Source organism: Marinisporobacter balticus, from assembly GCF_004345705.1.
Taxonomy (GTDB): Bacteria; Bacillota; Clostridia; order Peptostreptococcales; family Thermotaleaceae; genus Marinisporobacter; species Marinisporobacter balticus.
Map to the genome: position 1 here is coordinate 1 of NZ_SLWV01000004.1, position 14,150 is coordinate 14,150.

At 32.6% G+C, this 14,150-nt stretch carries 18 protein-coding genes, 2 rRNA genes and 1 other annotated feature; of the genes, 18 read left to right on the top strand and 2 right to left on the bottom strand.

Annotated features, from left to right (window positions below; all coding sequences use genetic code 11):
• The 12 genes from EV214_RS04255 to EV214_RS04305 all read left to right on the top strand — a co-directional run.
• Nucleotides 1-199 (top strand): 23S ribosomal RNA (locus EV214_RS04255); the annotation flags it as partial.
• Nucleotides 200-281: 82 nt separating this feature from the next.
• Nucleotides 282-398: ribosomal RNA gene (gene rrf, locus EV214_RS04260) — 5S ribosomal RNA — on the top strand.
• Between the two features lie 280 nt (nucleotides 399-678).
• Nucleotides 679-855 (top strand): hypothetical protein, encoded by a 177-nt coding sequence (locus tag EV214_RS18650; protein WP_165916226.1) that lies wholly within the window; start codon nucleotides 679-681, stop codon nucleotides 853-855.
• A gap of 122 nt (nucleotides 856-977) precedes the next feature.
• Nucleotides 978-1,499, top strand: coding sequence for a hypothetical protein (locus EV214_RS04265; protein WP_132243059.1), 522 nt, complete (start codon nucleotides 978-980; stop codon nucleotides 1,497-1,499).
• Between the two features lie 122 nt (nucleotides 1,500-1,621).
• Complete coding sequence (locus EV214_RS04270; protein ID WP_132243061.1) at nucleotides 1,622-1,813, top strand: sigma factor G inhibitor Gin; 192 nt, start codon at nucleotides 1,622-1,624, stop codon at nucleotides 1,811-1,813.
• A 144-nt stretch (nucleotides 1,814-1,957) separates the two neighbouring features.
• A complete protein-coding gene (locus tag EV214_RS04275) occupies nucleotides 1,958-2,635 on the top strand; it encodes a dTMP kinase (RefSeq protein WP_132243063.1) in 678 nt (225 codons plus the stop codon).
• Between the two features lie 49 nt (nucleotides 2,636-2,684).
• Entirely contained in the window at nucleotides 2,685-3,014 is a 330-nt protein-coding gene (locus EV214_RS04280) for a cyclic-di-AMP receptor (protein ID WP_132243065.1), read from the top strand.
• A gap of 19 nt (nucleotides 3,015-3,033) precedes the next feature.
• The gene (holB, locus tag EV214_RS04285; RefSeq protein ID WP_132243067.1) at nucleotides 3,034-4,014 is read left to right on the top strand and encodes a DNA polymerase III subunit delta'; all 981 of its coding nucleotides are present in this window, start codon (nucleotides 3,034-3,036) and stop codon (nucleotides 4,012-4,014) included.
• A 1-nt stretch (nucleotide 4,015) separates the two neighbouring features.
• Nucleotides 4,016-4,912, top strand: a complete 897-nt coding sequence (locus tag EV214_RS04290) for a PSP1 domain-containing protein (RefSeq protein ID WP_132243069.1) — start codon at nucleotides 4,016-4,018, stop codon at nucleotides 4,910-4,912.
• Between the two features lie 95 nt (nucleotides 4,913-5,007).
• Entirely contained in the window at nucleotides 5,008-5,178 is a 171-nt protein-coding gene (locus EV214_RS04295) for a DUF362 domain-containing protein (protein ID WP_132243071.1), read from the top strand.
• A gap of 145 nt (nucleotides 5,179-5,323) precedes the next feature.
• Nucleotides 5,324-5,938, top strand: a complete 615-nt coding sequence (locus tag EV214_RS04300) for a TlpA disulfide reductase family protein (protein ID WP_132243073.1) — start codon at nucleotides 5,324-5,326, stop codon at nucleotides 5,936-5,938.
• 25 nt (nucleotides 5,939-5,963) lie between these two features.
• On the top strand, nucleotides 5,964-6,719 hold the full coding sequence (locus EV214_RS04305; protein ID WP_132243075.1) for a tRNA1(Val) (adenine(37)-N6)-methyltransferase: 756 nt from the start codon (nucleotides 5,964-5,966) through the stop codon (nucleotides 6,717-6,719).
• Between the two features lie 37 nt (nucleotides 6,720-6,756).
• Here the strand turns inward: EV214_RS04305 and EV214_RS04310 are convergent, their stop codons facing one another.
• The gene (locus EV214_RS04310) at nucleotides 6,757-6,996 is read right to left on the bottom strand and encodes an AbrB/MazE/SpoVT family DNA-binding domain-containing protein (RefSeq protein WP_132243077.1); all 240 of its coding nucleotides are present in this window, start codon (nucleotides 6,994-6,996) and stop codon (nucleotides 6,757-6,759) included.
• Nucleotides 6,997-7,198: 202 nt separating this feature from the next.
• Nucleotides 7,199-7,594 (bottom strand): DUF948 domain-containing protein, encoded by a 396-nt coding sequence (locus tag EV214_RS04315; RefSeq protein ID WP_132243079.1) that lies wholly within the window; start codon nucleotides 7,592-7,594, stop codon nucleotides 7,199-7,201.
• A 284-nt stretch (nucleotides 7,595-7,878) separates the two neighbouring features.
• Here EV214_RS04315 and EV214_RS04320 point away from each other — a divergent pair, with 284 nt between their 5' ends.
• From EV214_RS04320 to EV214_RS04345, 6 genes are all read left to right on the top strand, one after another.
• Nucleotides 7,879-8,454 (top strand): nucleoside recognition domain-containing protein, encoded by a 576-nt coding sequence (locus EV214_RS04320; RefSeq protein ID WP_132243081.1) that lies wholly within the window; start codon nucleotides 7,879-7,881, stop codon nucleotides 8,452-8,454.
• A 1-nt stretch (nucleotide 8,455) separates the two neighbouring features.
• Nucleotides 8,456-8,986, top strand: a complete 531-nt coding sequence (locus EV214_RS04325) for a spore maturation protein (protein WP_132243083.1) — start codon at nucleotides 8,456-8,458, stop codon at nucleotides 8,984-8,986.
• Between the two features lie 62 nt (nucleotides 8,987-9,048).
• Nucleotides 9,049-9,290, top strand: a binding site (T-box leader).
• A gap of 42 nt (nucleotides 9,291-9,332) precedes the next feature.
• On the top strand, nucleotides 9,333-9,626 hold the full coding sequence (locus EV214_RS04330) for a biotin transporter BioY (protein WP_165916227.1): 294 nt from the start codon (nucleotides 9,333-9,335) through the stop codon (nucleotides 9,624-9,626).
• Nucleotides 9,619-11,556 (top strand): methionine--tRNA ligase, encoded by a 1,938-nt coding sequence (gene metG / locus EV214_RS04335; protein ID WP_132243087.1) that lies wholly within the window; start codon nucleotides 9,619-9,621, stop codon nucleotides 11,554-11,556. Before EV214_RS04330 ends, metG begins: the two co-directional genes overlap by 8 nt.
• Before the next feature lie 16 nt (nucleotides 11,557-11,572).
• Complete coding sequence (locus EV214_RS04340; RefSeq protein ID WP_132243089.1) at nucleotides 11,573-12,340, top strand: TatD family hydrolase; 768 nt, start codon at nucleotides 11,573-11,575, stop codon at nucleotides 12,338-12,340.
• 119 nt (nucleotides 12,341-12,459) lie between these two features.
• On the top strand, nucleotides 12,460-14,010 hold the full coding sequence (locus EV214_RS04345; protein ID WP_165916228.1) for a glycosyl hydrolase family 18 protein: 1,551 nt from the start codon (nucleotides 12,460-12,462) through the stop codon (nucleotides 14,008-14,010).
• Nucleotides 14,011-14,150 lie beyond the last annotated feature (140 nt).

Consider the following 14,150-nt stretch of genomic DNA (forward strand, 5'->3'; position numbering starts at 1 on the left):
CGCCAGTGGCATAGCTGAGTAGCTACGTATGGACGGGATAAGCGCTGAAGGCATCTAAGCGCGAAGCCCCCCTTAAGATAAGATTTCCCATGACGCAAGTCAGTAAGACCCCAGAAAGACGATCTGGTTGATAGGTCGGAGGTGTAAGGGCAGTAATGTCTTTAGCTGACCGATACTAATAGGTCGAGGACTTGACCAAAAACATATGCATTGTTCGGTTTTGAAGGTACAATTTGTTCTACAAATTGTACCAATACTAACTAAATTTGAATAAGACATTATCTAGTGACAATAGCGAAGGAGTTACACCTGTTCCCATACCGAACACAGAAGTTAAGCCCTTCAGCGCTGATGGTACTTGGTGGGTAACTGCCTGGGAGAGTAGGTCGTTGCTGGTTTAAAAAAGTTCAGAAGATTACTTCTGAACTTTTTTATTTTTTGTGAAAAAAGGCGAATACATATGGTATATGAGAAAATTTAAAAAACAATATATGGTGTGGTCTATAACAAAATCAGACAATAAAAGAACAAATAGGGCAAAAGAACTAAGGATACAACAAAGGAAAAATAGAAGATCTATAGAATATATAATACTAAATAAAGAATAGAGTGAATTGAAAATAAAGAATAGAGTGAATTGAAAATAATGAAGCATTTACTAGAAAAGGATGATTCTATATGATTTTTAAATTAATATTTCTTATTATGTTATGTGTGCCTATTGGATGTTTTCAATGCTATTTAGTATTAGATGCAGCCAAAGATTTAAAAAAGGCTAAAAAAGATGTTATTGAGATTAAATCTTCTGTTAGAGATGTGTATTCGAAAAAAGACCATCTTAGAGTGGCAAAATAAAGAGCAAATAAAAAACTTCCAATAGGAGGTTTTTTATTTGTGTTGCAGAAATAAAAATAAGATGATATTATAGTGGTTAATCATTATAATACAGAAATCAATGAGATAAGGAGAAACGGCATATGTCACTTATTCGCCAGACCATAAAACAGAAACCACTTTCATTTTGGAAAGTAGTACCTATGATCGTTGGTCCAATATTTATTATGAACATAGTAATAAGAATTCTTAGTAGATTCACCCCCCTTATAGCAACTTTCGGAGGGTTAGCCACACTTATAGGAGCTGCAATAGGATGTATCATCATTATATATAAGCATGTAGCATATTTTAATTACAGGATGATAGATAATGAGCTGATTATGGAAAAAGTTTTTGGAAAAGCGAATCATTTATTTTTAGCATTGAAACTAAATGAAGTACAAAGATTTAAGCTTTATGAAGAAATAAATATACAGCAAGCAAAGAAAAGTAAAGTAAACCTATATCGATTTGTAGCAGGAAGAAATACACAAAGATGGTATGTAGGAGAGTTTACTAGGAGTGGTGAGAGATATATGTTTATTATAGAACCGAATGAAGAATTGCTAAATGGAATTATGTCTTTTATTAAGGAATCCCAAAAGAACGCATATCAAATATGATATGCGTTCTTTTTGCATGAACTTTTTTATTTTAAGTAAAAAAAGAATAACGAGACATACTCAAACTGAATAAAATGATAAATATAGGATAATAATTAGACTAAAAAAGGTGGGTGCGTTATATGAATCAGCGGAGCATTACATGTTATATGTGTAAAAAAAATACATCAGATTATATTAATATATTAAATGAATACATATGTGATGAATGTGAAAGCGATATTAGTACATTACAGAGTGAAGACATAAAGTATGCGTATTACAATATAATGTTAAAAGAAATGTGGCATAAGTTTTTAATTGCATACCCTTAAAAGTCATTAGCATTTGTTAATGGCTTTTTTTAATTAAAAAGTTTTCTTTGAAATTTTGTTGCCTAACATTTTGGAAATATGCTTATAGGTATGATAAAATAATAATAGATTTGGCATGATATAGGATACAGGAGGAAAGCATTCGTGAAGGGCAAATTATTTGTTATAGAATCAGGCATAGACGCAAGTGGAAAAGCAACACAATCAGAAAAAATATATGAAAGACTACTGAATGAAGGGAAAAAAGTCAAAAAAATTACTTTTCCTAGTTATGAAAGTAGATCTTCTGCACTGGTAAAGATGTATCTGAATGGCGAATTTGGAAATAAACCAAATGATGTAAATCCTTATACGGCATCAACTTTTTATGCAGTAGATCGATTTGCTTCGTATGTTACCCAGTGGAAAGATTTTCTTCAAACGGGTGGGATTATTATTACAGATCGGTATACTACATCTAATATGGTTCATCAAGCTTCAAAATTTGATTCGGAAGAAGAAAAAAAACTTTTTTTAGCTTGGTTATGGGATTTAGAATTTACAAAGATGGCATTGCCTGTTCCCGATAGCGTTATATTTTTAAATATGGATCCGAAAGTAAGTCTTAAATTAATGGAAAAACGCTTAAACAAGATTACAGGAGAAATGAAAAAAGATATACATGAAAGGGATACTGAATATTTAAAAAAAACCTATAAGAATGCATTATGGATAGCGGATGTGTATAATTGGGAAAAAATTCATTGTATAAAAAATAATCAATTAAAAACGATTGATGAAATACATGAAGAGATTTATGAATTCATAAAAGAGAAGCTTTAAACGGTGATCGCAGTATGCAAATTTTTTATTCGAGAGGGGAGTGGCGTGGATGAAACTAATTATTGCCATTATTCATGATGAAGATGCTCCAAATTCAATTGAAAAATTAACAAATCAAGGGTATAGAGTAACAAAATTAGCATCTACAGGGGGATTTTTAAGAGGTGGTAATACTACATTGATGGTAGGTGTAGAAAAAGAGAAAGTGGATGCTGTGATAGCTATCATAAAAGATACATGTAAAAGCCGAAAAGAAATTGCATCAGCGCCTACACCCATGATGGGAAATGCGGGGATATTTATAACTTACCCAATAGAAGTACAGGTAGGAGGCGCAACGATCTTTGTAGTGGACGTAGATCGTTTTGAAAGAGCATAGGATAAGAGGGAGGTTATGAATGGGATTTAATGATATTATAGGGCAGGAAAAGACAGTGAACTATTTTAAAAGAGCTATAAGCAATGAAAAAATTGCACATGCTTATATATTTGAAGGACCAAGTGGCATCGGAAAAGTTGCAATAGCTACTGCCTTCGCCAAAGGAATACAATGTAAAAATTATCATGAGGATGCTTGTAATATTTGCATATCATGTTTAAAGGTGAATGGGAACAACCATCCAGATATAAAAATGATTGAACCAGAAGGAAAAAGTATTAAAAATAAGCAAATTGAAGAGATGCAACAGGATTTATTACGAAAACCTTATGAAGGAAATAAAAAAATTTATATCATAAAGCATGCAAATCAGATGACAGTTAGTGCACAAAATAGACTACTCAAAACATTAGAGGAACCGCCGCAGTATGCAGTAATACTACTTATGAGTGCCAATTCAAATAGTTTTTTACCTACAATAAAATCTCGTTGTCAGATCCTAAAATTTAACAGGATGGGGCAAAATGATATTGAGCAAATATTAACGAGTAAGTATGGCATGAATCAAGAAGAAGGAAGGGTTTTAGCAGCATTTTCTGATGGGATTTTAGGAAAAGCAATACAACTAAAAGAGTCAGATGTATTTAGAATAAAGAGAGAAGAAACTATTGAAGTAATTGAAAATGTGCTAAAGAAGGACCCATTAGTAGCGTTTGATGCAGTAGAATTCTTTCAAAAGTATAAGGATGATATTAATGAAATATTAGATTATATACTTTTTTGGTTTCGAGATCTACTTATGCTTATACAGACAGGTTCAGACAAATTTTTAATCAATATGGATAAAAAAAATACTTTACAAAAGCATAGGGGTCATATAGCATATGAAAGAATAGGGAATATTATTAATATAATAGAAAAGACAAAAAATGATATAAAAGCAAATGTTAATTTTCAATTAGCGATTGAAATGATGCTTTTAACCATACAGGAGGTATAAAATGGTAATTGTTGTTGGCATACGATTTAAAAAAGCTGGAAAAATATACTATTTTGATCCAGATGATATAAACGTTGAAAAAGATCAAAATGTGGTTGTTGAAACTGCAAGAGGAATAGAATTTGGAGAGGTTGTCGTTGGACCGAAAGAAATTTTAGAAGATGATATTGTAGCACCCCTAAAAAAAGTATTAAGAGTAGCAACCCTTGAAGATGAAATACAGAATAAACAAAATATGGACAAGGAAAAGGAAGCATTTGATATTTGCTTAGAAAAGATAGAGATTCATCAATTAGATATGAAGTTGATTGATGTCGAATATACTTTTGATAATAATAAAGTGATTTTTTATTTTACTGCGGATGGAAGAGTGGATTTTAGAGAATTAGTAAAAGATTTGGCATCTATTTTTAAAACAAGAATAGAGCTTAGACAGATTGGAGTAAGAGATGAGGCGAAAATGATAGGAGGTATGGGGCCTTGTGGTAAATCACTTTGCTGTGCAACATGGCTTGGAGATTTTGAACCCGTTTCTATAAAAATGGCAAAAGAACAAAATTTATCGCTTAATCCAACAAAAATATCAGGAATTTGTGGACGCTTAATGTGTTGTTTAAAATATGAACATTGCATGTATCAATCTTTACGTGAAAACCTTCCAGAATCAGGGGAAAAGGTATTAACACCAGATGGCACAGGAATTGTTATAGAAAACAATATACTATTAGAGTGTGTAAAGGTCCGATTTATCGTAGAAGAAGGAAAAAACGGAAAAGAAGATAAATTAAGTGACGATGTACATGTTTATGATAAAACAGCAGTTAAAAGAATGAATTGTTGTTGCAAGAAAAAAGAAGAAGACGAAACAGACGGAAATCACTATTGCTTAAAAGAATAAAGATAAAAATAATCATAAGGTTATAATTTATATAGCGATAGGAGATACTTAGCTAGAAGTTATATTTTAGCTAAGTAATGGAGGTGAACTTCAAAATGGCCTATGTAATTACAGATACATGTATTAGTTGCGGTGCGTGTGAACCAGAGTGTCCTGTAAGTGTAATTAGTGCAGGAGATGATAAATATGTAATCGATGCAGCAGGATGTATTGATTGTGGCGCTTGTGCCAATGTATGTCCTGTAGATGCACCTATAGCAGAATAATAAATAAAGAAAAGCCCCTTGTAAGAGGGGCTTTTTCATGAAAATAAAATTACCTGCATTTATTTTTTAAAGTATAGTATAATATTATATAAAGTATTTTCTATAAATTTTTAGAGAATGAAGGGTCACTTGAGGAGGGACATGTATGTATAAAAAGGTAGGCTTAAAGTTGACTTATTTATTACTTGCGATCTTCCTAGGGAGTACATTACTATTTGCCAGTTTTGAAAAAGAAGTTGAAGAAAAACAAAATTTAAAGATTGTGGAATCCCAAAAGAATAGGGATGAGATAGAAAATAATGAACAGAATTATGAAGGAAAGGGCGTATTTGTAGGGGATGAATCATATGATTTTTCACTCTTAGATAGAGAAGGCAATGAAATAAAATTATCAGACTTAAAAGGAAAAGTCATATTTATTAACTTCTGGACTACGTGGGGTAGTTTTTGCAAAAAGGAGATGCCTCATATACAAGAAATATACGATCAGTATAAAGACAAAGAGATTGTGATTCTTGCTATAAATGTATTACCTGCTGAAGAGGTAGGCCAAGAAGGTGTAAATGAGTTTTTAGAGAAGCAGAAATATACATTTCCGGTATTATACGATATAGATGGGAAAGTATCTACTAGATATAAGGTTAGCGAACTTCCAACTACCTATATTATTGACAAAAATGGAATGGTTGCTGATTTTATATCAGGAGGCATGGAAAAAAAGACAATGGTAGAGAAAATTGAGAATGTATTAAATAAGTAATATAGTAGAATTAGGAGCGATAGCTATGGATGAAAAACTAGTGAGAGCGTACGAAAGAGTAGATGATTTACAGTGTGAGGGACTGAGACTGATACAAAATCCAAAGGGCTTTTGTTTTGGGATCGATGCAGTACTACTTAGTAATTTCTGTGAAATACGAAAAAATTGGCGCGTCATAGATTTAGGTACAGGCACAGGAATTATGCCCATCCTGTTAGCAGGAAAAACGCATGCTAAAGAAATTTGGGGGGTTGAAATTCAAGAAGAAGTTGCTGAAATGGCTTTAAGGAGTGTGCAATTAAATCAATTAGAAGACCGCGTAAAAATTATCCATGAAGATTTGAAAAATATTTCAAAACATGCGAAAGATTATTCTTTTGATGCAGTGATATCTAATCCCCCTTACATGAATCCAGGGGCAGGGCTTATCAATCCAGAAAGCATGAAAGCTGTTTCAAGACATGAAGTAAAATGCACATTAGAAGATATTATTTCTGTAGCTAGTAAGCTCCTAAAGGATCGTGGACATTTTTATATGGTGCATAGACCCCATAGGTTAGTGGATATCATTTACCTATGCAGGAAATATAGATTGGAGCCAAAGAAAATAAGATTTGTTCATCCTAATAAAAATAAGAAACCAAATATTTTATTAATAGAATGTGTAAAATATGGAAAACCTGAATTGAAGTTTATGGATCCTTTATATGTTTACAATGAAGAGGGGGGTTATACAGAGGAAATACATAAAATATATGGAAGAGATCATGATAATAAATAAAAAATACTTGTGATAATACACAAGTATTTTTTCATTTCTATTTACTTAATTCTTCATTACATGCTGGACAGATGTTTTTACCTTTAAAGTTGATTACATTTTTTGCTTGGCCACAAAAGATACAAGCTGGTTCATATTTTTTTAATATGATTTGGTCGCCATCTACGTAAATTTCTAGTGCATCTTTTTCTTTGATATTTAATGTTCTTCTTAATTCAATAGGAAGAACGACTCTACCTAACTCATCTACTTTCCTTACAATACCTGTTGATTTCACCTAATTATTGCCTCCCTTTATTTCAACATTATTCGACAAATTTGTCGTAATTAAATCGTACCAGAACTGTAAATAAAAGTCAACCATAAATTTAAAAAAAATCTAATATTCACTAAATTTAACTAAAAAACACGATATTTGTAGATTTTGAAAGGGCGTTTAGGAAATCTTTAGATATAATTCTTGCGAATATTCTCTTCTTCTAAAATGATTTCTTTTTTAAAGGAAAAGTACGCATAAATTTTTTAATAAAATAGATTACTTGCATAACACCAGCAATACTTGATAATACATCTTTATTTTTTGTTAAACGAGCTGCTGCTACTTCTGTTTTTCCAATCATATTGTCAAAAGTATGCTGTACAGCCTTTACATCACGTGATAAATCACTACTAATACTTTCTACATTTTGTGCAATGGAAGGCACTTGATTTAATATTTGCTCAATATTGGATTGGTTATCTTGTAGGACACTTCGAAATACCTTTATAGTGTCTGTTAAGTTTTTTAGCAGTAATATGGCATAAATGATTAAAACAAACAGCGAAAAACCTAGTAACATAATGCCTAAATCACCTAAAGAAATTTGTACATCCATAAATCATCAACCCTTTCTTTATATATATAATAATAATAATAATAATAATGAATTTTGTATATTATACCATTTTGAAATAAAAAAGGAAATCATAATACACCATTTTATGGGCACGCAGATGGATTATCACATGTAAATTTTTATATGCTTTATGAAAACAAGTTCATTAGTGTTCGTTCCTATTCATATACTTTGATAGGGGATAATTAAATAATAACTTACTTCAAAGTAGCAGAGATCTATTTTTTCTTTATCCTATAAAGCAGGAATAGGGGGATCGGAATATGATGAATAGGATTTGGATTTTCATGATTATAACGGGGATAGGGGTTGCGGTGATTACCCGAAATACCCAGATTATTAATGCCGTGGTAATTCAAAATACACAAGAGGCTGTGTTGTTTGCAATCGGTCTCACTGGGATTATGGCCGTGTGGTTAGGGCTGATGAATATAGCAGAAAAATCAGGATTGATTAAAGGAATAGGAAGAATAATGGGTCCTCTTATAAGACTTCTATTTCCAGAGATACCGAAAAATCACCCTGCAATTAGCAGTATCGTTATGAATATGGTAGCAAATATGTTTGGGGCAGGAAATTCTGCAACAGCGTTAGGTTTAAAGGCTATGGAACAGCTACAAAATATTAATCCATACAAAAAGCGTGCAAGTAATGCTATGTGTATGTTTCTAGTGATTAATATGTCTTCCATACAATTAGTTCCATTGTCTGTTTTAAAGATTCGAGCAGATGCAGGAAGCTTAAATGCCACAGAGATTATCGGAACGTCATTGGTTGCGACTACGGTTTCTACTATTGTAGGGATTGTATCATGCAGAATTTTAGAGAGGACATATTGATATGATTTATTTATTAAATTTATTATCAGTTATGATTATCCCGATCATGATTACGGTTATTCTGATATATGGAATGATGAAAAAGATTGATATTTATGAAGCTTTTGTAGAGGGGGCAGGACAAGGATTTCAAACGGCTATTCGTATTATGCCCTATCTGATCGCTATATTTTTAGCAATAGGGATATTTAAAGATTCAGGAGGGTTAAATTTATTTACAAAAATATTATATCCTATTACTAATTTTTTAGGGATTCCTCGAGAAGTATTGCCTCTAGCCATTATGAGACCCGTATCAGGAAGTGGGGCATTAGGGGTTGTAAAGGATTTATTGCACACCTATGGACCCGACTCTTTTATTGGTAGGGTAGCTTCAACCATGATGGGTTCAGCTGAGACCATATTTTATACAATGGCTGTGTATTTTGGGGCTGTAGGGATTAAAAATAGCAGACATACACTTCTTGCAGCTTTAATTTCTCATGTGGCGGCTGTTTTTGCTTCTATATGGGTTTGTAGATGGATTTTTTAGAATAAAATACCTTGACAAGATATGCATATTTTTATAAATTATATATATACTAAGTTTAATCATTAAAAGTAATGATGGGAAGAGTAAGTATAGGGATTCGTTGTAGAGAGCCAGGTGTGGTGAAAGCTGGTACGAAGGAAAATACTGAAGATGGCCCCTAAACTGTATGGCTGAGGTGTAAATACTTAGGGTATACCGGGTTGCATCCGTTAATTTGCAAAGTGATTAAAGTCACTTACCAAGGTCGTTGCTGTGAAGCCACGACAAATTAGGGTGGTAACACGAGGAGTAACTCGTCCCTTTATAAGGGGACGAGTTTTTTAATGGAAAAAGAGAGGTGATGGATTTGCGCTTTGGGAAGGGACTCGGGCTAATCTTTCGATTTATTTATGGGTATTTGATAGGATATATCTTTGTTGCTGTCATATACATTGCTGTAGCAATAACAGTCATTTTGTTTGATCCAGAGGCATTTTCAATTTTTATTATTACATATATAAAAACACCTGAGTATAATAAACTAAAGATCAGTTTATTAGGACATGTTTTAATGGTTTTATGTGGCATGGTTGAATGGATGAAATGTAAAAATGAAATCAAACGAAAAAAGAAAAAGAGGAGGAAACAGATTTATGAGTAAAGGAAGTTATTATATTACCACACCTATTTATTATCCAAGTGCAAACTTACATATTGGACATACGTATACAACCGTAGCAGCAGATGCAATGGCGAGATTTAAGAGACTTACGGGATATGATGTAATGTTTTTAACAGGAACAGATGAACATGGGCAAAAGCTGCAAAATGTAGCGAAAGAAAATGGGATGGAACCAAAGGAATATATTGATGGCATTGTAGCAGGGATTAAAGAACTTTGGAAAACTATGGAAATCTCTTATGATGATTTTATTAGAACCACAGATGAAGATCATAAGAGAAGAGTTCAAGAAATATTCAAAAAGCTTTATGATAAGGGTGATATTTACAAGGGCGAATATGAAGGATTATATTGTACGCCTTGTGAATCTTTCTGGACAGAGACACAAGTAGTAGATGGAAAATGTCCTGACTGTGGCAGACCTGTAGAAAAAACGAAAGAAGAAGCATATTTCTTTAAGTTATCTGAATACCAAGATCGCTTATTACAATTATTTGAGAAAAATCCTGAGTTTTTACAACCTGCATCTAGAAAAAATGAAATGATGAATTTTGTAAAGTCAGGGCTTGAGGATTTATGTATATCAAGGACAAGCTTTGACTGGGGAATTAAAGTACCTATCGATGAAAACCATGTTATTTATGTTTGGTTAGATGCGCTTTCAAACTATATTACTGCTTTAGGATATCCAGAAGATGTCAACGGAAAATATAAAAAATACTGGCCTGCGGATGTACATCTAATGGCAAAGGAAATTGTAAGATTCCATACAATTATCTGGCCTGCAATGCTTATGGCACTAGATATTCCTCTTCCAAAGAAGGTTTTTGGACATGGATGGATTTTAATTGAAGGTGGAAAAATGTCTAAATCAAAAGGCAATGTGGTAGACCCTGTTGTACTTGTAGCACGATATGGGGTAGATGCATTAAAATATTTCTTGTTAAGAGAATATTCCTTCGGACAAGATGGTGTATTTACAAATGAAGTATTACTAAATCGAATGAATTCTGATCTTGCAAATGACTTAGGAAATCTTGTGAGCAGAACGGTTGCTATGATTGAAAAGTATAATGGAGGCATCATTCCAGAGGCAAAGGTAGCTGGAGATTTTGATGAGGATTTAAAAACAGTGGCAATTGATGCTTGGAAAAAAATGGAAGAAAAACTGAATCAATTAGATTTTAGTAATGCATTAGAAGAAATATGGAAGATTGTAAGAAGAACCAACAAATATATTGATGAAACCATGCCATGGATTTTAGCAAAGGATGAAGAGAATAAAGGTCGATTAGATACAGTGCTTTACAATTTAGCAGATGCGATAAGAATTATTTCGGTACTGATCCAACCGTTTATGCATGATACATCTAAAAAGATTTGGGCACAATTAGGAATCGATGCAGGTCAAGGAACCGCGTGGGAAGATACTTTTGTATTTGGAAAACTGCCAAGTGGTGTGAAGGTGCACAAATCTGCACCATTATTCCCAAGAATTGATGTAGCAAAAGAATTAGAAAGCTTAGAAGCTTCTACAAAGAAGGAAGAACCAAAAAAAGAAGAGAAACCACAAAAAGAAATTGTACAAAAGTCTGAAATTACCATTGATGATTTTGATAAGGTAGATTTAAAAGTAGGACAAATTTTAGAATGCAAAAAGCATCCAAAAGCAGATAAATTATTGGTATCCCAAGTAAAGATTGGTTCTGAGGTAAGACAAATTGTATCAGGGATTGCAAAATACTATAAACCTGAAGAATTAATAGGAAGAAAAGTAATCGTTGTAACAAACTTAAAGCCGATCAAACTAAGAGGAGAAGAATCAAGAGGGATGATCTTAGCAGCAGCTGATGGAGAGGATTTAACATTGGTGAGCGCAGATATTGAAGATGGTGCACAAGTAAGCTAGTTGAGGGGGAAGAGTGATGTTGTTTGATTCTCATGCCCATTTAAATGATGCAAGATTTGAAGGGGAACAAGAAAAGATTATTCAGAATGCAATAGCGCATGGAATAAGCTATATTTTAAATGCAGGAGCTGATTTTGAATCTTCTGTAAAATCTATAGAGTTAGCCCATAAATATGATAGGGTCTATGCATCGGTAGGGGTTCATCCTCATGATGCAGAAAATATGGATGATATTACATTAGCGCTTTTAAAAGGACTTGCAAGAAAGCCAAAGGTAGTGGCTATTGGTGAAATTGGACTAGATTATTACTATGACCATTCACCTCGCGATATCCAAAAAGAATGGTTTCGAAGACAGATTGGGTTAGCAAAAGAGGTGAATCTACCGATTATCATTCATGATCGGGATGCAAATGATGATGTAATGCGTATTTTAAAAGAGGAAAAAGCTTTTGATACAGGGGTGGTACTGCATTGCTTCTCAGGAAGTGTGGAACTTGCTAGACAATATATAAAGTTAGGAGCGTATATATCCATAGCAGGACCTGTAACCTTTAAAAATGCAAGAAAAACAGTAGAAGTTGTTGAGAATATCCCACTAGAGTATTTATTTGTGGAGACAGATTCACCCTATCTAACACCTGTACCCTTTCGAGGAAAGAGAAATGAAATGGCATATGTAAGATATGTAGCGGAGAAAGTTGCAGAAATTAAGGGATTATCATTAGAAGAAGTAGCCAATCAAACGACAGAGAATGCAAAGAAATTCTTTGGCATTAAATAAAAAATAAAGTATAGGATAGCATGATCCTATACTTTATTTTTTTTGAAAGAAGGAATTACATATTTTGTATAGAATGTACTAAACTTAAGCAGATTTCTAAACAAAAGGGGACAAAAAATATGAAAAAACTACAATCTATTATTTGTACATGCATCCTATTTCTTTCATGCATGTTTGTACAAACATATGCACAGGAGAATTATTTAAATGAGGCTATTGATCAAGGGATTACAAAAGGAGAATTTCTCTCTACACTTGTAGAAATGATGGGGTGGAATGAAAGCAATAATCAATCCACATCAGGAGAAAGTTATGTGGATTTAGCTAAACAGCACGGAATAGTGCTAGATAATTATGACACTGTTAATCAAACTATTTCAAAGGAGGAAGCAGAAGAAATATTTATCAGAAGTATGGGATATGATCTCACTACAGGAAGGATCAATTTTTTAGATAAGCCTTTTGAAAATGTAACGATAGATCCGCAAAATACTACACAAAAAATGATTATAGATATGTATCAAAAAATTCGTGAACCACTAGAAGGGTTAAATGGTTTTTATGCCATAAAATCCTATCCACAAATAGAACTACTGCCAAATTTTGATTCTGTTGGTTTTGGATGGAGTCATCTGAGCGTGCATGAGGAAAATAAAGTCCAGTTAGAAATGAATACAAATAATGCCTTTTATTTACCAGAAGATTTTTCAAAAATAGTAAACAAAGCACATGAAGGAAATGTGTCTACAAACTTAATGGTGTATGCATCACAATATACAAAAGATCAATATGGAGTAGGGCTTGTTGAACATATTATTACAAGTGAAGAAGAAAAAAAATCTGTTATTAAACAAATCGTAGCGTCTGTAAATCATATAGAAAGAGATGGGGAAGAAGCTGCTTTTGATGGGGTAGTCATAGATTTTGAAGATATAATTAACGTAGAACTCGCACCTAAGTTCAATGATTTTTTAAAAGCATTAAAAGAAGAATTAAATAAAGATCATAAAAAATTATATGTAACGGTTCCACCAAGAAAATACTATAAAGGATATGATTATAAAACGATTGGAGAAATTGCAGATAAAATTATATTGATGGCGCATGATTATTATCCAAAAGATGTTAAAGATTTAACGGTATCAGATCCAATAGAGGAATTTAATCGTATAGAGAGTCCTCTTACGCCTATGAAAAATATCTATAACAAGGATTTTGATATCTATTATGCATTAAAAGATATTACGGATGAAGAAGTAGGCGTTTCTGATAAAAGTAAGATTTTCCTTCAAATTTCATTTGATGCGGTTCAATGGAGAAAAGGAGAAAAAAACAATATGCTTTCTGTGTGGCATGAAAATCCACCCTATGAAGCGATCAAAAAAAGGATAGAAATACAGAAAACAAAAACTGATTTTTACATGACATATAATAAGGAATTTGAAAATCCATATTTTACGTACTATGATGATACGAACAATATTGAGAATATGATCTGGTATGAAGATACACGGAGTATATTAACGAAAATAAATTTAGCAAAATTGTTCGGCATAAAGAATATATCTATATGGCGGCTAGGGAACATTCCAGCATATAACGGAGAAAATGAAAAGTCTATGTATTTAGATACATGGCAACAGATTTGTAATCAATATGAAAAGCATTAGAGATTATCTAATTTAAAAAGCACCCAGTACATTCAAACTAAAATGTACTGGGTGCTTTTTTGGCTAGAGGAATAAGTTCATAGGACGTGCATATATATAAAGAATAAAGATAAAGGAAAATATGCATAATCAAAAAGAAA